The organism is Vibrio sp. 10N.247.310.23, from assembly GCF_041467155.1.
GTDB lineage: Bacteria > Pseudomonadota > Gammaproteobacteria > Enterobacterales > Vibrionaceae > Vibrio > Vibrio crassostreae_C.
This window is the reverse complement of record NZ_JBFSTZ010000005.1, coordinates 139,881-161,535: the sequence shown is the minus strand read 5'-3', so window position 1 is coordinate 161,535 and position 21,655 is coordinate 139,881. Positions and strand designations below refer to the sequence as shown.

Annotated in this window: 15 protein-coding genes; 7 read left to right on the top strand and 8 right to left on the bottom strand. The window is 44.6% G+C overall.

The features are described 5' to 3' along the window. Window positions 1-188: 188 nt before the first annotated feature. The 4 genes from AB6D93_RS05670 to hemL all read right to left on the bottom strand — a co-directional run bounded on the left by AB6D93_RS05670 (window position 189) and on the right by hemL (window position 7,652). Window positions 189-3,578 (bottom strand): response regulator, encoded by a 3,390-nt coding sequence (locus tag AB6D93_RS05670; protein WP_017063266.1) that lies wholly within the window; start codon window positions 3,576-3,578, stop codon window positions 189-191. A gap of 216 nt (window positions 3,579-3,794) precedes the next feature. Then, a complete protein-coding gene (gene rsmC / locus AB6D93_RS05665; RefSeq protein WP_017066801.1) occupies window positions 3,795-4,817 on the bottom strand; it encodes a 16S rRNA (guanine(1207)-N(2))-methyltransferase RsmC in 1,023 nt (340 codons plus the stop codon). A gap of 110 nt (window positions 4,818-4,927) precedes the next feature. Beyond that, a complete protein-coding gene (locus tag AB6D93_RS05660; protein WP_017059406.1) occupies window positions 4,928-6,013 on the bottom strand; it encodes an AI-2E family transporter in 1,086 nt (361 codons plus the stop codon). A gap of 343 nt (window positions 6,014-6,356) precedes the next feature. Beyond that, on the bottom strand, window positions 6,357-7,652 hold the full coding sequence (hemL, locus tag AB6D93_RS05655; protein ID WP_102331937.1) for a glutamate-1-semialdehyde 2,1-aminomutase: 1,296 nt from the start codon (window positions 7,650-7,652) through the stop codon (window positions 6,357-6,359). A 296-nt stretch (window positions 7,653-7,948) separates the two neighbouring features. On the opposite strand from hemL, the gene erpA reads away from it, so the two are divergent. From erpA to AB6D93_RS05640, 3 genes are all read left to right on the top strand, one after another. Further along, window positions 7,949-8,290 (top strand): iron-sulfur cluster insertion protein ErpA, encoded by a 342-nt coding sequence (erpA, locus tag AB6D93_RS05650; protein ID WP_004734539.1) that lies wholly within the window; start codon window positions 7,949-7,951, stop codon window positions 8,288-8,290. A gap of 339 nt (window positions 8,291-8,629) precedes the next feature. Then, window positions 8,630-9,754, top strand: coding sequence for an efflux RND transporter periplasmic adaptor subunit (locus AB6D93_RS05645; RefSeq protein WP_102331938.1), 1,125 nt, complete (start codon window positions 8,630-8,632; stop codon window positions 9,752-9,754). A 10-nt stretch (window positions 9,755-9,764) separates the two neighbouring features. Then, window positions 9,765-12,857, top strand: coding sequence for an efflux RND transporter permease subunit (locus AB6D93_RS05640; protein ID WP_102331939.1), 3,093 nt, complete (start codon window positions 9,765-9,767; stop codon window positions 12,855-12,857). An 84-nt stretch (window positions 12,858-12,941) separates the two neighbouring features. On the opposite strand, the gene AB6D93_RS05635 is transcribed toward AB6D93_RS05640, so the two are convergent. Then, window positions 12,942-14,231, bottom strand: a complete 1,290-nt coding sequence (locus tag AB6D93_RS05635; RefSeq protein WP_065584911.1) for a peptidoglycan DD-metalloendopeptidase family protein — start codon at window positions 14,229-14,231, stop codon at window positions 12,942-12,944. A 129-nt stretch (window positions 14,232-14,360) separates the two neighbouring features. Between AB6D93_RS05635 and tyrS the strand changes: the two genes are divergently transcribed. Both tyrS and AB6D93_RS05625 read left to right on the top strand, forming a co-directional pair. Further along, window positions 14,361-15,548: a tyrosine--tRNA ligase gene (tyrS, locus tag AB6D93_RS05630; protein ID WP_017059402.1), complete on the top strand. Its 1,188-nt coding sequence runs from the start codon at window positions 14,361-14,363 to the stop codon at window positions 15,546-15,548. Window positions 15,549-15,929: 381 nt separating this feature from the next. Beyond that, window positions 15,930-16,775 carry a magnesium transporter gene (locus AB6D93_RS05625; protein ID WP_102331940.1) on the top strand — a complete coding sequence of 282 codons (846 nt, stop codon included), beginning with the start codon at window positions 15,930-15,932 and terminating at the stop codon, window positions 16,773-16,775. A gap of 125 nt (window positions 16,776-16,900) precedes the next feature. On the opposite strand, the gene dacB is transcribed toward AB6D93_RS05625, so the two are convergent. Together dacB and AB6D93_RS05615 are read right to left on the bottom strand one after the other, a co-directional pair. Beyond that, the gene (gene dacB / locus AB6D93_RS05620; RefSeq protein WP_102331941.1) at window positions 16,901-18,334 is read right to left on the bottom strand and encodes a serine-type D-Ala-D-Ala carboxypeptidase; all 1,434 of its coding nucleotides are present in this window, start codon (window positions 18,332-18,334) and stop codon (window positions 16,901-16,903) included. Between the two features lie 112 nt (window positions 18,335-18,446). After that, window positions 18,447-19,484, bottom strand: a complete 1,038-nt coding sequence (locus AB6D93_RS05615) for a porin (protein ID WP_102331942.1) — start codon at window positions 19,482-19,484, stop codon at window positions 18,447-18,449. 513 nt (window positions 19,485-19,997) lie between these two features. Here AB6D93_RS05615 and greA point away from each other — a divergent pair. Then, window positions 19,998-20,471: a transcription elongation factor GreA gene (gene greA, locus AB6D93_RS05610; RefSeq protein WP_008222155.1), complete on the top strand. Its 474-nt coding sequence runs from the start codon at window positions 19,998-20,000 to the stop codon at window positions 20,469-20,471. Between the two features lie 125 nt (window positions 20,472-20,596). Here greA and yhbY read toward each other — a convergent pair whose 3' ends face one another. Next, window positions 20,597-20,893 carry a ribosome assembly RNA-binding protein YhbY gene (gene yhbY / locus AB6D93_RS05605; protein ID WP_004738252.1) on the bottom strand — a complete coding sequence of 99 codons (297 nt, stop codon included), beginning with the start codon at window positions 20,891-20,893 and terminating at the stop codon, window positions 20,597-20,599. Window positions 20,894-21,007: 114 nt separating this feature from the next. Here yhbY and rlmE point away from each other — a divergent pair, with 114 nt between their 5' ends. Continuing rightward, window positions 21,008-21,637 (top strand): 23S rRNA (uridine(2552)-2'-O)-methyltransferase RlmE, encoded by a 630-nt coding sequence (rlmE, locus tag AB6D93_RS05600; protein WP_017059396.1) that lies wholly within the window; start codon window positions 21,008-21,010, stop codon window positions 21,635-21,637. Window positions 21,638-21,655 lie beyond the last annotated feature (18 nt).

The window sequence follows — 21,655 nt, the reverse complement described above, 5'->3', positions numbered from 1 at the left end:
AGAACGAAAAGTACTGACGGTTACCAGCACGCACTGTGAGTAATTAGCGTGAATTTCCCCTTGTTTAAAGGCGTAAAAAAAGTGCGTTGCAAGCGTTGGGATTCTACTTTTTGTGATTATTAGGCGTACAAAAAAGCCCACGCTAGGTGGGCTCCATTATTCAAAGTATCGTGATGTTGGTTCAGGGATTAACTGGTCAGTAGTTTCTGAAGTTTATCTCTTAGCATCTCAATATGGGTTCTTTCTGGCGTCTGTTCTTTACAGTGTTCCAGTATGAATTCGATTGAGCTCAGTACCGTTCGCCAGCGAGGGGTTTTCGGTAGGGTTTCTACGCGTAGGTATTTGTCTAGCGTTCGAGTTTGCAGCGTACTGCGGTCTAAGTAGACGCGCCACAAGCCACTCTTCTCGGCGAAAGCGAACTTGGTTTCACCAGTCACCGATTCCCAGTAGATGATGGCATTAGTCATCGCATCGACCAGTACCTCGCGCATTAACTCTTGCTTGTTTTTACCTTCACCGGTTGCCTTGTCAGCAAGACGAGTAAATTCTCCGCCAAGCTCCTTCAACTGTTGCAACTTATCTTTGTCGCCTTCAAAGGCATAACTAGAGAGAGCTTCAACCGCCGTTTCAAGGTTATTGATTCGGTTTGAGTTAACACCACCACCTACATTGAAGATATACATGGTGTCGAGCCCTGAGCCTTCAGGCAGCTTAAGGATGTCACTTGGTATGCGCTGACGTGTATCGTCTATATAGATATCAATATCACCGCAGTAGTGGGCTTGTTCTACCTTAAGGTATTTAGGCGCAATGATCTCGTCGGCCATTGAGCGTTTAAGTTGTTCTTGTCCGCGTCTGAATAGCTTCGCCGCAGCTTCGTTAGCAAAGCGAATACGTTGGTCGTCACGAATACAGATGATGGCTTCAGGTGCCGATTCTAGTTGCTCTAATAAGCGGCCTTGAGTTTCTAACAAGTTAGCCTCAACCATCGCTCTATGTTTGAGCTCGAGTTGCAGTTGGTCGTTTTCAAGGCGTCTTTGTTCAGCTTTGCTTGCTGATAGATGTGCTGTAATTCGAGCCGCTAGTTCTTGTTTGTTGAACGGTTTAGACAAGTAGTCATTGGCGCCAGCTTCGAAACCTCGAACACGGTCTTCTGCTTGGTTGAGTGCCGTTAGCATGATGATTGGCAACTGAGCATGATCGTATTGCTTACGCAGTGCTTCACAAACCTGATAGCCGCTCATTCCTGGCATCATGATGTCGAGTAGAAGCAGCTCTGGCTTCTCTTTCTCAATCAGTTCAATGGTTTCAGGGCCATCACATGCAGTACGTACTCGATAACCTTCTAACTTCAAGAAGCTGTCTAATACTCGCAGGTTAACCGGCTCATCATCGGCGATAACCAATAACGGGCCATCTGGGTTTTCACTGATAACACTATTTTCTTGTTGGCTGTTATCAATTAAATCAGGCGCTTGGAAGTGCGAGTAGTGACCTGATTCGTTGTAACTGTCTAACTCATCTTGAGTAGCTAGGGGCAGGGTAAAGCTAAACGTAGTGCCGAGCATTGGTTGGCTACTAACGTACAGTGAACCGCCCATTAGCTCGATCAACTGACGACTGATCGATAATCCAAGCCCTGCACCTTGGCGGTAGTTACTCGCATCTTGGCCTGCTTGAATCAATGGCTCAAAGATGTGCTCAAGGTACTCGGCCGGTATACCTTGGCCAGTATCGACAACTTGTACACGAATGTTGTCATCGATAACGCTGGCAGAGATAACAATTTTACCTTCTGAGGTGTACTTGATGGCATTGCCGACCAAGTTATACATCACTTGCTCAAGTCGTTGAGGATCCGATGAAACCAGACCTAAATCACTTGGGACTTGGTTAATAATACGGATTGGCTTATTGCCCAATAGGTGATGAGACAACTCTAGGACCAAGCTGGTGGCTGCCGACAAATCAACGGCTGATTTCTTAATATCTAAGCTGCCATAGCGCATCTTGTGATAATCAAGCAGATCATCAACCAAGGTCGCCAATCTCTGACCGCTATTGATGATGATATCCAACTGATATTTCTGATTAGCAGGAATAGGGCCGTTAGCTCCAGATATCAACGCTTCAGCGATACCCACCATGCCATGCAGTGGTGTTCTCAATTCATGTGAAGTAGTCGCTAAGAACTCATCTTTGAGTTTATTTGCCAGTTGTAACTCTTCGTTTTGCTTTTGAATGGTCTTAAGGTTGTCCTCAAGCTCATCGTTTTGGCTTTTGATGAGCTGCATTTTTTCACGAATAGATCGCTGCATTCTTTCGAAGCTCACCGCGAGTCGGCCTATCTCATCTTTGCGCTCGGTATTGATCATGGTTTCATCGAGATCACCCGCCGATACTTTTTCGGCAGCCCACGTCAGTTTAAGCAGTGGGGATGTGATGAAGTTAGACAGATAGTGCGATGCAACGACTACCAGAATGATCGCCGTTAGCATCACGATCACGAAGATCTTTTCTAACTGATGAATACGGGCAAACGCCTCTTTCTCTGGCAGCTCTACGACAAGAGCCCATGTTGCGTATTTCAGTTCAATTGGCGTATATGCCGCGATGATCGCTTGATCTAGGGTGTTGTCGAAGGTGCCAACCGCTGTTTCGCCAGCCAATGCTTTATCGACAACATCAAGGCTCAAGTTGATAGATTCTTGTGAATGAGCAAGGCTACGCGGCAGGTGATCATCACCTACAAGCAGCGTTTGAATATTCGAACTCTTGTTGAGATCCGCAATCAACTTAGTAATGCCGTTGATTGGTAGCCTAAACATCGCGTAACTGTGTAGGTAGCCTTGTTGAACGATAGGTGCGCCTAGCCATGCGGTCTGTTTGCCATTCTCGTCTTTAAAGTCAGAAACGATAACCGGCGTGTAATCTTCGTTAGATTTGCGTCGGTCGGTTACGTCTTTGGCTAGTCGTTGAAAGGTAATACCTAGGTTGGAGTCCTTGTATTTTCCTGTCAGCAGATTGGTGCCGTAATCGTCATTTTTAAAGACGGAATAAGCGACGTTACCGTTGATATCAACTAAGAGAATATCGTCAAAATCAGAGCGTTTAAGCAGTTCTAGGTAAGCATTATGGTAGCGCTTGTGGAGCAGGCGATAACGCTCGCTGCCAATAAAGCTGCTGGATTCAGGGAGGATCGACGTTTTGATTTGATCGCCAGAGCCTTGAATATAGCGCTGCTGTGCATTACTGCGTGCCTCGTCAATATCTAACCCCAATCGTTGAAATGCATTGATCAAACCATAAAATCGCCCGCCACTGGCATTGGCCAATTCTGAGCGAACAAAGCCCATCACTTGGGATTCTTGAGCTTGTAGGTAATCGACAATTTGCTGCTGCTTAGTATCACGAACCGAAACAAGGTGTGAGGTGCTTTGTTCCTGGAGATCCTGACTGTGCGATTGGAGGAAAAATATCGCGATAAGTGTCACAGGGGTAATACTGAGGACAAGAAATGCCAGCATTAGGGTATTTTGAAGGCGCTTAAACTTCTGCTTACGATAGAATCTAAACATAAATTGGGTACTACTTTCCTTTGATGTACTGCTAAAAGGGGCGAAAACAAGTACAGAGAATAGAATTAACGGGTTCCAATTTAACGAAATTAACGAGTTTTTTTACTTTGACAAGTAAGTGGTATTTAAAGCGTGTGCAAAAGCTCATTTTTATAGAGTTTTGACAAAAATATGAACAGACAGCGCAGATAATGACCCTGCGCTGTGCTAGAGAGGTTATTTGTTTGCGTGATAGATCGCGAATTTAGTGGTCTTATTTAGAGTCGCGCATTTTCCAAACGCTTGTTCAATAATTGGAATGTATTTTAAGAAACTATTCGCAACAATAATCATCTCACCAGAACGCTTCAAATGCTTAGGAGCCTGAGAAAGTAAGGTCTCAGTCGCGCTGTAGCTAGTGTCTAAACCTGAATGGAATGGTGGGTTACTGATGATGAACTGATAGTCTTCTGCAGTATCAGAATAGACATCGGATGCGAAGACTTTACCCGTTAAACCATTCGCTTCTAGCGTTGCTTGGCTTGATGCCACGGCAAATGCACTGATGTCGCACATTTCTAGCTCGATATCTGGGTTACGAGATGCCATCACCGCGCCCAATACGCCTGCACCACAGCCAAAATCCAGTACCTTGCCTTTTAGTTTTGGCAGAGTATCCAACAGAAGTTGGCTACCGACATCGAATTGACCGTGACTGAAGACGCCAGGAAGGCTTTTTACCGTAAGTGATTGCTCACCAATGTTAACCGTGTAGGTCTTAAACCAGTCTTGCAGGTTGAACGCTTGTGGTTGCTCGAAGCATTGACCCCAGTAGAAAGAGCAACGACGCGCTGAATCGTATTTAACAACTTTGCCGTAAGGAGCAAACATCTTCTCGATGCTTTTCACGCCTGAACGGTTTTCACCAACCACGACGATCTCGGTATCTTTGCCTAGCTTGGCAAATAGCATCGCCAACAAAAATTCCGCTTCCGCTTTGGCTTTTGGCCAGTACAACATCACTAAGTCGGCTTTAGTCTCTTCGGTAAATTCCGCACCATAAAAACGTTGGATGGTGTTGTAGCCTTCTAATTGACGGTAGTAGCTGTAATTAGAAGTAAACACAGAGACAGATTCACAATGCTTCGCTAACTCAACAGGGAACAAGTCTTCTGCCTCACCGGCAACTAAAACATGTTTGCCTTCAAAGTAGGCGAGTTGGCGTTGAGCAATCTGGCTTGGTGCAATATAAGCTGACATAGGACACTCTGTTGAATCGTTAGCAAAAAATGAGGGCGGATTTTCGCATAATCCGCCCAAAGCTTGAAGTGTTTAATACGGGTTCGCCAATCAAGTTGACGTCAAGTTCGTTAACTCTTGTCTTGCTGGTTTAAAAAGTCCTTAAACTCTTCATCGTAGATGTTGAATAGGACAATGGTAATCGCAAAAATCAATGGTCCGTAGATAAGACCAATTAGGCCAAACAGTTGAATACCGCCCAATAGTGAGAAGAAGATCATTAGGGTATTCATGCCTGCACTGCCTTGCATTAGCAGTGGACGTAGCAAGTTATCAATTGAACCAACAATCGCTACACAGTAAACCGTTAGGAAAATCGCCCACGTGGTATCACCAGTTAGGAACAAGTAGGTTGCTGCTGGGATCCAGATTAATGCAGTACCCACTACTGGGATGAAAGAGGCAAAGCCCATCATTGTGCCCCAGAATAGACCTGGGAAACCAGCAATCCACATACCTAAACCGCCGGCAAAACCTTGCGCGATTGCGGTTAAGAATGAGCCCATTACTGCTGATTTAGATACTTGCTCTATCTCTGTTAGAAGTTTGTCTTCTTGGCTACGAGACAGCGGCAGAATATGACGAACCACACTGATGATTTTGTCGTGATCTCTTAATAAGAAGAACAAAACGAACAGCATCAAGAAGAAATCCATCAAGAAATTGGTCGCGTCACCTAAGATTTTGGCACTGATACCAACTAGCTTAGAACCAAAGCTTGTCGCAAACTCACCGACTTTTTGTGCGATGGCTTGGGGCTCAATATTGTCGAAAGGCAGGTAGTTATTCACAAATGACAGCGCTTTGACCACTAACGGATGAGCAAACAGAGTCTGAATGCCACCGTGGGTCACCCATTGGTAAGTATTCTGAGAGAACAGAGAACCTTGCTGAACAATTGCTGCGAATACTGCCAATAAAGGGATAACAATAATGAAGGTCAGTATGATACAAGACAGCAGAGAGACGATGTTTTCTTTATTCGGGAGCTTTTTTTCAAGCCACTCATGGATTGGGAACATCAATAGTGAAATGATAAAGGCCATCACGATAGAGTTAACGTATGGCTCGATAAGCAAGTAACAAGCATAAGCCGCCGCGAGTAGGGCAATGATGATCACCCAGTGGCTGGAATTGATTTTGAGTTTTTCTGACACGGTAATGGTCTCTATATTTGCGTTCTGAGTTTATAATGGCTGCAAAACAGAGAGTTAGCAATGAGGAGTTTTGATAATGGGATGCTGTAATAAAGATAAGAAATGCCAAGACGAAGAACAGCAAACAAAAAAAGAGATCCCTTGGTTCAGAATGTTCCTTGGTACCTTGATGTTGTTGGTTTTTCTTTTCTGGGAACGTTAATCGCTTTTGGTTCAGCTTTAGCCTTAGTCGACGGCTAAATAAGCTGTCATATTTTTTGGCTGGTGAGCGCGATATATAAAAAGGGCTGCATTTAATGCAGCCCTAAATTCAATCGGTTAGCGACTTATAAAGTGCTTTCGATTATTTGCTTTCAGCAGCAATGATCGCAAGAGAGCGGTCAGCAGCTTCTAGTGTTGCATCAAGTTCTTTTGAACCATGAGCAAGAGAAGTAAAGCTTGCTTCGAATGCTGAAGGTGCAAGGTAAACACCGTGATCTAACATTAGGTGGAAGAAGCGCTTGAAGCGTTCTACATCACACTTAGTTACATCTTCGTAGCACGTCACAGTTTCTTGGTCAGTGAAGAAGAAACCAAACATACCGCCAACTTGATGAACTAGCATCGGGATGCCGTGCTTGTCAGCAAGTTGCTTGAAGCCTTTTGCCAACTGCTTAGTTTTTGAAGCTAGACGCTTTTCGTTGCCTTCTTCTCGTAGAAGGTTCAAACATGCGTAGCCAGCAGCCATTGCAACAGGGTTACCTGAAAGCGTACCCGCTTGGTAAACAGGGCCAGTTGGTGCGATGTATTGCATCACGTCTTTACGACCACCGAAAGCACCGACAGGCATGCCGCCGCCAATCACTTTACCAAGACACGTTAGGTCTGGCTTGATGTTGTAGTAAGCCTGAGCACAACCTTCAGCAACGCGGAAACCTGTCATTACTTCATCAAAGATTAGCAATGCACCTTCTTGATCACAGATTTCACGTAGACCTTCGTGGAAGCCTTCTACAGGAGGGATACAGTTCATGTTACCCGCTACTGGCTCAACGATGATACAAGCGATCTCGCCTTTGTTTGCTGCGAAGATTTCACGTACTGAATCTAGATTGTTGAAGGTTGCTGTTAGCGTTAGTTTCGCAAAATCAGCCGGTACGCCTGGAGAGCTTGGTTGACCTAAAGTCAGTGCGCCAGAACCAGCTTTTACAAGTAGGCTGTCTGCGTGGCCGTGGTAGCAGCCTTCAAACTTAAGAATTTTGTCACGACCAGTGAAGCCACGAGCTAGACGAATCGCGCTCATTGTTGCTTCTGTACCTGAGCTCACCATACGTAGCTGTTCCATTGATGGAACCATCTCAGATACCAGTTCAGCCATTTTGATTTCAGTTTCGGTTGGAGCACCGAAGCTAAGGCCGCGTTGAGCTGCTGCAATAACTGCGTCACGAATAACCGCGTGGTTGTGACCAAGGATCATTGGACCCCAAGAGCCAACGTAATCGATATACGCTTTACCATCAGCATCAAAAATAAGTGGGCCATCAGCGCGTTCAACGAAGATTGGAGAACCACCTACACCGTTAAAAGCGCGCACTGGAGAGTTAACGCCACCTGGAATAGTTTGCTGTGCCTTTTGATACAGTTCTGCTGATTTGGTCATTGATATATCCTCTTTTGACTGTCGGACCAATTGGCACGCATTGTACCTATCCAGAATCCAACTAGGAATGCTTTCGCCGATATAATCCCCCGAATCTGGTTGTTTTGTGTGGTTACACGTTTTAATTGTCAGATATGGGCGAGTTTACGACAGTAAAAGGAACGATCCTGTGGTGAATACTTGAACGTTTCAGTCAGGTATTAGATAATCACCAGAATATAAGAAAATACTCAACAACTATGGTCTCGAATTAGATTTGTATCATGTTGTTTTTGACACAGGTAAGAGAGGTTGTCGTGAGCGAAGTAAATATCCCATTGTCTTTTTCTGATGCAGCAGCTACACGCGTACAAACGCTAATTGCTGAAGAAGAAAACCCAGAACTAAAACTGCGTGTATACATTACAGGTGGCGGTTGTAGTGGTTTCCAATACGGCTTCACATTTGATGAAAAAGTAAATGATGGCGACACTACTATTGTAAACAGCGGTGTTACGCTGGTTGTTGATCCAATGAGCCTACAATACCTAATGGGCGGCATGGTTGATTACACTGAAGGCCTAGAAGGCGCACGCTTCTTTGTGAACAACCCGAACGCTACAACAACATGTGGTTGTGGTGCATCATTTAGCGTCTAACGTGAACTGAAAGGTAGCTTGAACTGAGAGCTACATTAGAAATATTTTAAACGCTGAGCTCATGCTCGGCGTTTTTGTTTTTAAGAAATACATCATATAAAACAGACAGTAACTCGACCTATTATAGCCATATACACCAAGAGGTATTTGGGCGGGGAATGTGTAATCTTTATTTCATCTACCTGGCTTATAGTAAACGCCATATTTTTTAAACTGTCGATAGAGTCCAACTTCGTTGGGTGTGGGTCTGTTAAGGTTACCGCTGTGCATCAGGATGTTGCATATGACAGTGTTAAGCTAATTAGCGCGCCTTAATAACATCGGACAAAAGGATTTGCTATGCCCACTCTATTTTCTAACTCTCCACTTTTTCAGAAACTGAAGCAGCCGTGGTTGGTTTCTCTGATTCTAGTTGTGCTGTTGTCGATTTGGCTTGGTTTAGGAGTGGGGCAAGCGGAAGAGTCGTCTGAGAAAAAAGTGACAGAAATTCCGTTGGCGAAGGTCTCTTTTCAAACATTTACTTCATCACCGACCTTTAAAACGATTGATCTCTATGGTCGAACGGCGCCCGATAGACATGCTCGTTTGGGGGCTGAAGTTGCGGGCAAGGTTGTTAGATTGAACGTTGTTAAGGGCGATGCGGTTAAAGTTGGACAAGCCATTGCTCAGATTGATAAAGGCGATTTAGAGATCCAGTTGGAGCGAGCATCTGCGTTATATCGTTTGAAGCAAAAAGAATTTAAAGCAGCACAGTCTTTGAAGAAAAGAGGGTTGCAAGGCGAGATAGCCTATACCATCGCAGAGGCTTCACTAACGGAAGCAAAGGCCATGAAGCGCAATGCGGAATTGGCTTTAAAGAATACTGTGATTACTTCGCCTTTTTCGGGTGTGGTTCAAGATTTGATGGTGGAGCTCGGTGATTTCGTTAGTGTTGGCGATCCTGTTGCTGGCGTGATTGACCTCGATCCTTTGGTTATTGAGGCGGATGTCAGTGAGCGTCATATCCAACATTTGCTAGTCAATCAATCTGCTTTGGTTCGTTTGTTAGGGCGAGAAGAAGCGGAAGGCCGTTTACGCTATGTTTCTCGTATCTCTTCTGTTGCTACTAATACCTTCCCAATAGAGATTGAAATCGATAATTCCAAAGGCCTATTACCTGCAGGTGTCAGTGCAGAAGTAACCCTCAACCTAGAAACAAGAGATGCAATCAAGATTACACCTGCCATGCTGGCACTGGATGAGGCAGGTAACCTTGGGGTCAAAACTTTGGTTTCAGTCGATGACTCACCAACCGTGAAATTTGTAGGCATTCAGCTAGTAAAGGCAGAGCAAGATGGAGTTTGGCTCACAGGACTTGGACAACGCGTCGATATCATCACAGTAGGCCAAGGGTTTGTGCGTGATGGTGATTCGGTGATTGCTGTTGAGCAAGGCGCTGCACTCTCTAACGCAGCCGCAGAGTAGGAGATAACCGATGTATTCTATTATTGATGCAGCCTTGTCTCGCGCTCGAACAATGCTCTCCCTTTTAGCGTTAATCCTTGTCGCCGGTGTCGTCACCTATATCACGATACCTAAGGAATCGAGCCCAGACATTACCATCCCAATTATCTATGTTTCGGTCGGGCACCAAGGGATCTCGCCAACGGATGCAGAACGTTTATTGGTTCGACCTATTGAGCAAGAGCTTAGGTCAATCGAAGGCGTAAAAGAGATGACAGCAACCGCAGCAGAAGGGCACGCCTCTGTGGTGTTAGAGTTTAATGTTGGCGTCGATCTTACTAAAGCGATGGCTGATGTTCGTGACGCTGTTGATCTGGCTAAGCCCAAATTGCCAGAAGATAGCGATGAGCCGACTGTAAATGAAGTTACCCTCGCTTCTGAGCAGCCTGTGTTGTCAGTGGTTCTGTTTGGTACCGTGCCTGAGCGTACCATAGTACAAATCGCTCGAGAGCTCGGAGATAAACTCGAAAGCTATCGCCAAATCCTTGAAGTCGATATTGCGGGCGATCGCGATGACATCGTCGAGATCATTGTCGATCCGCTGTTGATGGAGAGTTACAGCCTAGATCAAGCGGATATCTATAATCTGATCGCTCTGAACAATCGAGTGGTGGCCGCAGGTTTTGTTGATACTGGCTACGGACGTTTTTCTGTCAAAGTCCCTTCGGTATTTAACTCCTTAAAAGACGTGCTTGAGTTGCCTATTAAAGTGGATGGCAAGCAGGTGGTCACTTTTGGCGATGTCGCTACGGTTCGTCGAGCGTTTCGAGATCCTGAAAGTTTTGCTCGTTTAGATGGCAAATCTGCGGTGGTGTTGGATATCAAGAAGCGTGCAGGTGAGAACATCATCGAAACCGTTGAGCTAGTCAAAGCGGTAATGGCTGGTGCTCAGCAGCAAGCGGAATGGCCAAATAACCTGTTGGTCAAATACACCTGGGATGAATCTAAAGATGTGAAGATCATGCTTAATGATCTGCAAAACAATATCTTATCCGCCATTATTCTGGTGGTGATCGTTATCATCGCGATTCTTGGTGTGCGTACCGCTTTGTTAGTGGGTATTTCCATTCCAGGCTCATTCCTAACCGGGTTATTGGTTCTTTCGGTGTTTGGCTTAACCGTCAACATCGTAGTGCTGTTCTCTCTGATTATGGCGGTGGGGATGCTAGTAGACGGTGCGATTGTGGTGACCGAATTTGCAGACAGGCGAATGCAAGAGGGTGAAGGGCGCAAAGCCGCTTACCGAGATGCAGCGAAACGGATGGCGTGGCCGATAACCGCATCGACTGCCACAACCTTAGCCGCATTTGCTCCGTTACTGTTTTGGCCTGATGTGACGGGCGAATTTATGAAGTTCTTACCACTAACTCTGATCGCGACTTTAACTGCATCATTGATCATGGCGTTGTTGTTTGTGCCCGTGCTGGGCGGTTTGATTGGCAAACCTCAATACGTATCGTCTAAAAGCCAAGCTCGAATGGTCGCACTGCATAATGGTGACTTTTCACAGGCTACTGGTTTAACCAAGGCTTACTACCATACGCTTTCTTTAGCGATTAAACACCCCTTTAAGATTTTGTTCAGTGCGGCACTGCTCGCGGTTGCAGTTGGTTTTACTTATTCAAAAGCGGGTCTAGGTGCAGAGTTCTTCCCAGAAGTTGATCCGCCATTCTTTAATGTCAAAGTTCGCTCGCATGGGGATCTGTCTATCCAAGAAAAGGATGACATCATGCGTGATATTGAACTGATGATGCTCAATCATGATGAGTTCGATACCGTTTACACGCGTACTGGTGGTGACGACCAGATTGGTTTGATCTCAATTACGCCTGTTGACTGGCAATATCGACGCAGCGTTAAGGCGATTATTGATGAGTTGAAGGTACAAACCGATCAATACGCTGGTGTTGAGATTGAATATAAGTTCCCTGATGCTGGGCCTCCGGTTGAAAATGACTTAGTGATTGAGCTGTCGGCAAGAACTCCAGAGCAGCTCAATCAGGCTGCAAAAATTGTGAGAGGTTGGGCTGATGGAAATAAAGCACTGACCAATATCAGCGATACTGCGAGTAAAAATGGCATCGATTGGAAGGTGGATATTCGCCGCGACGATGCTGCGCGCTTTGCAGCTGATGCGACCTTAGTGGGTAATACCGTTCAATTCGTGACTAATGGTCTCAAGATTGGTGATTATCTGCCCGATGACTCTTCAGAAGAGGTCGATATCTTGGTGCGCTACCCTAATGATAAGCGTGATATCGGGCGCTTCGACCAGCTTAGGGTGAAAACGCCAGCAGGTTTAGTACCTATTACTAATTTCGCTCAGATCGTTCCCGACCATAAGCAAGACACCATTAAACGCCTTGATGGCAAGCGTGTGGTGAACATCATGGCGGATATGGAAGAAGGGTATAACCTTGCTCTCGAACTACCAAAGATCGAACAAGCATTGAGTGAGCTAGGGCTGCCGAGTAGCGTGGAATTTCGCATCCGTGGTCAAAACGAAGAACAAGAAAACTCGTCAGCCTTTTTACAAAGTGCTTTCTTGGTTGCTTTGGCGGTAATGGCTTTGATTCTGATTACTCAGTTCAATAGCTTCTATCAAGCGTTTTTGATTCTGAGTGCGGTGCTGTTCTCAACGGTTGGCGTGTTCGTTGGCTTACTGATCTTCCAACGTCCGTTTGGCATCGTGATGTCGGGAATTGGGGTAATAGCGCTCGCCGGCATAGTCGTGAACAACAACATCGTGTTGATTGATACTTATAATCAGCTCATCAAAAGAGGCTTGGACAAGCGAGATGCGATTCTAAGAACCGGTGTTCAGCGTTTAAGGCCAGTAATGCTCACGACGGTTACGACTATCTTAGGTTTAATGCCGATGGTGTTAGAGATGAACATCGACCTGATTAATCAAAAGATAGAGTTTGGCGCGCCAAGTACACAATGGTGGTCACAGCTTGCGACCGCTATTGCTGGTGGTTTGGCGTTTGCCACGGTGCTGACTTTAGTATTAACCCCTTGTTTGTTAATGCTTGGACGGAACAACAAACCTGAAAAACAGTAGCTAGTTGTGGTATGTGAGCATAAAAAAGAGCGCCTTGATGGGCGCTCTTTGCATTTTTCTATTTTGCAGTGAAGCTACAAACGCCTAGTTAGTCGCTAGTAACTGACCGTATCGCTCAAGGTTTCTTAATCGAATCTCTGAGTTGGCAATAAAGGTTGCTTTTGCTTTACCAGTTAACGACTTGGATTGAGGCAATTTCACGGTACGCGCATTTTTATGTACGCCATTAACCAAGAATTCATAATGTAAGTGCGGGCCAGTCACACGGCCTGTACCGCCCAAAGTACCAATGGTTTGGCCTTGTTTTACGCGCTGACCGGTTTTCACCATACGTCGCTTCATGTGCAGGTACTTGGTGATGTAGGTGTTGCTGTGGCGGATGAACACGTAGTTACCATTGAATTGGTTGTAACCTGACTTCTGAACAATACCGTCACCGGCTGCCCAGATAGGCGTGCCAACAGGGGCTGCGTAGTCAGTACCGCGGTGAGCTCGAATCTTACCGGTTACTGGGTGTCTCCTGGTAGGGTTAAAGTTCGATGTTACGCGACGAAAATCAATTGGTGAGCGCAAGAACGCCTTCTTCATCGCACGACCATTTTCATCGAAGTAGTTGCCGCTTTTATCATCCAATACCGCGGTAAATGAATCGCCTTGGTTTTTGAACACGGCTGCCATGATCTTACCGCGACCAACTACTTCACCTTCAACCACTTTCTCTTGGTATAAGATTTTGAAGCTGTCGTTCTTACGAATATCTAACGCAAAGTCGATATCCCAACCGAAGATGCCGGCCAGTTCCATAATTTGGTTTGCGGTTAAACCTGCGCTGACGCCAGCGTTCCAGAAGTTAGAGGTGATGTTGGCTTCGGCATAATTGTATTGGTATACCACTTCTTTTTTGTCGAAACTTGATGAGAACGAATCGCCAGATTTAGTGATCTTGAAGCTTTCAAACGCACTAAGTTGTCGTTTTAACTGAATAAGGTCGTTGTTTTCATCAAAGCCGAACTGCAAGACATCACCAGGTCTTAGGTTAGACAGCTGCTTCTTAATATCATTATTGGTATTGAGTAGCGTGATCAGCAGACGGTATGAGAGGCCAATACGTTCAAATAAAACAGAGGTGCTTTCGCCAGAGCGAACGGTGTATTTCTCCCAATTGAGCACTGCCGTCGGTGGAGCGTCACTTGAGCTAATAAGTGCAGAGGCATTGATAGTCAGTGGGTAATGTTTTCCCACAACTAAAGCGCCCGAATCGTCACGCAAACTGTTGACGTCGGGGAGTAAGAAAATCGCGACGAAAATTATGGCACTAAAAAATGCGATAAAAGCCCGGTGCAAAATAGGAAGGCGTGCAAAAATAGACAACATGTTCCGGTTCGTTCTGTAAATATTATGAAAATCGACGACGGAATAGTGTAACTGGTTTCAAAATACATCGCTATTCAAGTAAGATGTCTAATTAATGTATTTTTGCCAAATCTGTGGGAGTGAACAAGAATGGCGAGTATTGAAGCTGCACTAGCCGAGATCAAACGTGGCGTAGAAGAACTGATTCCAGAAGACGAACTGATTGCTAAATTAAAAGAAGGTCGTCCTTTACGCATTAAGCTGGGTGCCGATCCAACAGCTCCAGATATCCACCTAGGCCATACGGTTATCTTTAACAAGCTTCGTGCTTTCCAAGAGCTTGGTCATGAAGTGACATTCCTTATCGGTGATTTCACTGCAATGGTTGGTGACCCATCAGGTAAAAACTCAACACGTCCACCGCTAAGCCGCGAAGACGTATTGAAGAATGCTGAAACTTACAAAGAGCAAGTATTCAAGATTCTAGATCCTGCGAAGACGCAAATTCGTTTCAACTCTGAATGGCTATCTGAGCTTGGCGCTGAAGGCATGATTCGTCTTGCTTCTAACCAAACTGTTGCTCGTATGCTTGAGCGTGATGACTTCAAAAAGCGTTACGCTGGTGGTCAACCGATCGCAATCCACGAATTCATGTACCCACTTCTACAAGGTCACGACTCTGTTGCACTAGAGAGCGACGTTGAGCTTGGCGGTACTGACCAGAAGTTTAACCTTCTAATGGGTCGTGAACTGCAAAAAGCAGCAGGTCAAAAACCACAAGCGGTACTAATGATGCCACTACTTGTTGGTCTAGACGGTGTTAAGAAGATGTCTAAGTCTGCGCATAACTACATCGGTATTAGCGAAGCACCAAGCGAGATGTTTGGTAAGATCATGTCTATCTCTGACGATCTAATGTGGAGCTACTACGAGCTGCTGTCTTTCCGTCCTCTTGAAGAAGTTGCGGAACTGAAAGCTGGCGTTGATGCAGGTAAGAACCCGCGTGACGTTAAAGTGCTTCTTGCTAAAGAGATCATCGCTCGTTTCCACAGTGAAGCAGATGCTGAAGCCGCTGAGCAAGAGTTCGTTAACCGTTTTGCTAAGAACCAAGTTCCTGATGAAATGCCGGAGTTTGAATTCGAAGCAGGCCTGCCAATTGCGAACGTTCTAAAAGAAGCGGGTCTTGTAAACTCGACTTCTGATGCGATGCGTATGATCAAGCAAGGCGCTGCTAAGCTTGAAGGCGAGAAGATTGAAGACAGCAAATTCGTGCCTGAAGCAGGTACTGCCGTTTACCAAGTAGGTAAGCGTAAGTTTGCTCGTATTACTATTAAGTAATAATGCACATCAATAATTGAACCAAAGGCATCCACGGATGCCTTTTTTATTGACTTAAAATTGACGAAACTTTGAAACGCCTATTGCTACACTATGCGCGCTGTCAAATTGACAGTAATTCTGGAGATTTTTATGAACAATACCGACCATCCTCCTAGTTTGAATGGAGAAGAATAACCTGTCTCGGTATTGATCTATTGTCCTGCCGTTCAGGTAGGGTATCTTTGTTTCCCCCCGCATTCTTTTCCACACACTAGATTCTAACAAGTAGACACATCAGTAGCTTTCAGCTCTTGGTGCGCTTAGCTGTACGCTCTTGGTGTATTAGCTATAGGCTATTTGTTTTGATGGTCGTTACCTTTGCCAATCGGGAGATTCGCCATGACGGTAATGAACAACACTTTTTTATCTATTGAAGCTCTGTACTCAGAGCAAGACATCCAAGCTGTATCGAATGCATTTCAACAGTACGGACGTGAACAACAAATTAATCTTTTGAATCGAATGCCGCTCGAAGATGCGGTGCTAGTGCTGGGGCAATGCTCTTTGAGTACGATTCAGACTTTACTTAGTGAGCTAGAAGAGCAGGGCTTTGAGAAGCGCTCTCGACATCTAGCTCACCAACTAGGGCTGATCTACTCTGAGGTAGAACCTCAACAGGGTTACCTTTCGACTGGCGTCATGAGCCACGTCAGGCAGCGTATCGGTTGGATTATTTCGTTAGCACTATTGGGAATCGTCTCAGGGCTTATCATTGCTCAGTATGAAGACATTCTCAGTCAGTTGGTACTTTTGGCAATCTACATGCCGGTAATTGCTGCTGCTGGTGGTAACACCGGAACACAAGCAGCGACTTTGGTGATCCGAGCCTTAGCCACAGGTGAGTTGAAAAAACGCCAATGGGCTAACGTTCTATGGAAAGAGTTTAGAGTTGCTATTTGTTTAGCTTTAGCGATTGCTGTAGTGATGATTGGACGTATTTTGCTCTTTAGTGAAAACCAAGCGACAGGTGGTTATGATATCAACATGATTGCGTTAGCTATTGCGGTAGCGCTGTTTATTCAGGTGACCATATCAACCGTGCTGGGTGGCGGATTGCCGATAGTTGCTAGGCTATTTAAGCTTGATCCAGCGGTGTTAGTGAGCCCAGTGCTTGCTTCCATAGTTGATATCTCAGGAATGTGGATCTACTTCACTGTGGTTAACTCATTCCTCGGTATCGCTTAGCTCCTATAAAAATAGGCACCTATAAAAATAGCTAAATACATCTGAGAAACAAAAATGGCGCTGAAGATTTAAGGTCTTCAGCGCCATTTTTATTGTTTGAGTAGAAGTTTGCACAGAGCTAAGCATTACTTAGATTTGCTTTGTGTTTGACTGAACTCGACCACATCTTTGTAGAAAGCACGCTCAAACTGGGTGATAGGTGCTTCCACTGGTTTGTCTGGATCTTGTTCTTCAGGGAAGTAATCACGGACAAATTGTACAAACAGAGAGTTTGGTTTTCCCGCTTTATCTAATCCGTATCCCGCCATGTTGTAACTGCCGTATAGAGAACCACTCTTGGCGATAATGTTGCCTTGAATCGGTGCTTTTCTCATGCTCTGACGGTATTTGAGCGTTCCATCAGTGCCAGATGTAGGCATAGCCTCAATCAGGCTGAGCTGTTGATCGTTTTCCCAGATATAACGAAGCACTTGAGCCATGGTCTGTGACCTCATTCGGTTATTTCTGGATAACCCTGAACCATCGACGAGCTGCGCTTTACTGAGGTCAATATTAGCCTTGGTCAGCAGTATCTGTTTTATTGCTTCAGTGCCGTTATTGAAGCTGCCCGGTTGAACATAAAATGTTGATCCTAGCGTTTTAGTTAGATTATCTGCGATAAGGTTATCTGACTTCTTGAGCATGATATCGAGCAGTTCAGGAAGCTTTTCTGAGTTGTGACTAGCGACTAACGTGGTTTTGTCTGCTTGCGCTTTTTTACCAATAATCACATCACCTTTTACTTCTATTTTCAGTTCTTTGAGAAGCGATGTAACGACTTGATAGGTGTAAAGTTCTGGATTTTGAATCGCGAACTTGAGTGGCAGTGGCTTTTTACGCTCAACCAAGCAACCAGAGAGCTTGTAAGCGTTATCTGGTGTGGTGATGAGCTCCAAGTCGCATTGTGTTGCCTTCTGCCCAGAGCGAGTTACCGTGGCAGCGGTGGTCGTCACGTCTATCGGATAGTGAGCGGGAATATAAACGCGTGTCGCACCATTATCTTTTGTATAAATAGAGGCTTGTGCACAGTTGCTGTCTAAGGTCATTGCACTAGAGGGCGCGCTGTAACAAACGCCTAGAATGTCCCAAGGCCACCCCACCGCTCGCTGATAGCCGGTATAAGCTGTGTTATCCAGGTATAAGTTGCCTTTGATGGTTCTGGATTGAGACTTAGCATACTGAGCTAACAGGCTTTTTAGCTGTTCACGTTGTAGTGTTGGGTCACCGCTAAATGAAATGATCGAATCATTGCCAGAACGAACAATGCTGGTGATGTAATGAAAGTTGTCGCCCAGCTCTAATTTAGCCGCTAAAGCCGTCACCAGTTTTAACGTGCTGGCTGGTGGATAAAAGTCATCGCTATCGGTATTAAGTTCGCCCGAATTATCACTCAACGATTTGAGTATCAAACTCGTACTACTACCATCGGGCAGTGTTTTTAGAGGGGCGTATGCGAAAGCGTTAATCGAGAAAACGCTAATGGAAAAACTACATAGAAGTAGAGTTGGTAGAAGGCGCATAGAAGATTTTCTTGGATGGCTGATTTTTTCAGTATACAGATATAAAAAACGCCCGCTAGAGAGCGGGCGTTTTGATTCTCAATTAACTAATTAATCAATTAGATAATCAGAATTAGAAGTCGTAACGTAGACCAATAGCTAGCTCGTCTTCAGCTTGTGCTTTAGTTGCACCACGGTTAACTAAAGTATCAGCCGTACCGAACTTGTCGCCTTCAGAGATAAGGTTGAAGTTGTACGAGATGTACGTACGGAAGTTAGGCTTGAAGTAGTAAGTCGCATCTACAGCAACGTTATCAGCAGATGTATCACCATTTGTTTCTGCGTTGTTGTACGTTAGAGTGAATGCAGCTTTGTCTAGCGTGTAAGCAGTTGCGAATTCGTAGCCAGTGTAGTCGCCGTTATCTTTAGATAGTTCACCGTCAGTGAATACACCAGCAAAGTATAGAGCTTCAGTGCGGAAAGATGCCGCTAGCATGTACTCGTTTTGCTCGTCTTGGTCAGCGTAACCTGCACCTAGCTTAAAGCCAGAGTCGCCGATTGCGTAGATACCAGATAGAGAGTAGCCGTCTGCTTCGTTCTCAACGAATTCGCCACCTTGTTCAGCGCGGTCAGCAAAGCGGTAGCTTGCTTTAACCGCTAGGTCTTGGAACTCACCTTTGTAAGAAAGCATGTTGTCTGTACGGTCTGCTGCTGCAATTTTGTATGCCGCTGAGTTACCGTGGTAAGACATGATATCGGTAAAGTCTGTGATAACGCCTAGCGCACCGTCGTTTTTACCGTATGTCACTTCACCGAATGTACCGCCGATACCAGCGTATGTGTAACGGTGGTCGATATCAGAACCATTGTCGGTAGCTGTCGCGTCAGAGTCTGCAGTAGTGTATTCACCTTCGTAGAAACCAACACCGTATAGGCCGTCTTGGATTTCAACTTTACCTAGGAAGTTTAGACGTACACGAGAGTTGTCTTGTGCTTTGCCATCTTTTAGAGATAGACGAGCTTCCGCACGACCACCGATTTCTAGAGAAGTGCCGTTTGAGCTGTATACAGATGTACCTTCGATACCACCAGCTTGTTTACCGTCCGCTGCCACTGCGTTAGTAGCAAGAGCTGCAGCAGATACAGCAAGCGCGATCATAGTCTTGTTCATGTTATTATTTCCTAATTACTGTCCATAGAAGTTTTATCAAGGATTTGAACCCTTTTGTGTATTGCCTGTATTAATCAGGCTTCATAATCATGATTAGAACAGAAGTCTGAAAAATGCCAGTGCAATCCATGGGTTACTTTTTACCTCTAAAGTTCCATGGTCAGTTAGTAAAATGATATAAAACTAAAAAATGAACACTGTTTTATTATATCTCTTGTTGATTAAGTGTTTGTTTTAAATTGATTTTTATAAAAGTGTGATCTGTGTTTATTTTGTTTGTTTTTTGTTTTTTTAGGTATTTAATTCTCAACTTATTGATGGGGAGGTTATTATTCATTTTTGTGATGTCTGTAATTTAGACCTAGATAAAGCTTTTATAACGCAAAGTGGAATAAAGGTGATTTAGCCATAAAGTTTGTTTACACTAAGCCAAATCGTTTTGTTTCTATCACCCAATAAATACGTTGGGTGTATTTATGTTGGCCAAAGAAAGCTTTGGCATAGAGGTAAAAAATGGAAAAGGTTCCAATGACAGTACGTGGCGCTCAGCAGCTACGTGATGAATTAGATCGCCTACTTAAGCTACGCCCTGTTATCTCAGCAGCTATTGGTGAAGCACGTGAACTAGGTGACTTAAAAGAGAATGCTGAATACCACGCCGCTCGTGAAGAGCAAGGTATCTGTGAAGCTCAAATCCGTGATATCGAATACAAGCTATCTCTAGCTCAGATCATCGATGTAACCCAAATGGAAAACACGGGTAAGATTATCTTTGGTACAACAGTCACTCTGATTGATGTTGATACAGACGAAGAGTACCGTTACCAAATCGTTTCTGAAGACGAAGCCGATATCAAAACTGGCCGTATCTCAGTGAAGTCACCAATTGCTCGTGGTCTTATCGGCAAGATGGAAGGCGACGAAGTGATGATTTCGACTCCTGGCGGTGATAAAGATTACGAAATTGACAAAGTAGAATATATCTAATTGAATTTTCTTTGTTTCTGATAAGTAAAAAGGTCGCTAAATGCGACCTTTTTCGTTTCTCACGCTACACTAAAAGATAAGCGCTGTGGCTTCCTATTAGTGAAGTTAGCTTATATCAAACTCGCTTATTTACGTGGAATCTCGATTTTACGTGCTTCTGACTGACGGAACAGTACTAGAACTTTACCGATAGTCTGTACTTTCTCAGCTTTAGTTTCACGTACAATTGCATCGATAATCAGCTGCTTAGTTTCACGGTCTTCTGATGCAACTTTAATTTTGATCAGTTCGTGGTGATCTAGAGCTAATTCGATTTCCGCTAGAACAGCTTCAGTAAGTCCATTTGCGCCCATTAGCACTACAGGTTTTAAACTGTGAGCTAGGCCCTTTAGATGCTGCTTTTGTTTGGTACTTAGGTTCATTACGCGGCCAATTTTCTTTACTATTAGGGTTGAAAAAACCTATTTTAACGCCATCTAATGCTGAAGACTATAATTTATTCAGCAATTAGTACTTTCCTCCAATTTAGGTATCCAATGAGCAAACAGAAACACTCGGCCAGTTCAGGCCGTTGGTTGAAGGAACACTTCGACGACAAGTACGCAAATGAAGCAAGAAAGAAAGGCTATCGTTCACGTGCTTATTTCAAAATGGAAGAGATTCAAACGAAAGATAAATTGCTGTCTCCTGGGATGACCATTGTGGATTTGGGTGCAGCACCTGGCGGTTGGTCTCAATATGCTGCTAAGATTGTTGGAGACAACGGACAAATCATTGCGTGTGACTTGTTACCAATGGATCCGATTGCTGGTGTTAGCTTTTTACAAGGCGATTTCCGCGAAGAAGCTGTGCTAGATGCCTTGTTGGAACGTATACAACCAAACATGGTTGATGTCGTGATGTCAGATATGGCACCTAATATAGCAGGCAACAATTCTGTGGATCAGCCAAGAGCTATGTATTTAGTTGAATTAGCTTTGGATATGTGTCGACAAGTTCTAGCTACCAATGGTAGTTTTGTTGTAAAAGTATTCCAAGGCGAAGGGTTTGACCAATACGTTAAGGACGTCCGTGAGATGTTTAAAACAGTAAAAGTTAGAAAACCCGACTCTTCTCGAGCTCGATCTCGTGAAGTGTTTATCGTAGCCACTGGTTACAAAGGTTAACGATTCTCTTCCAAGAGT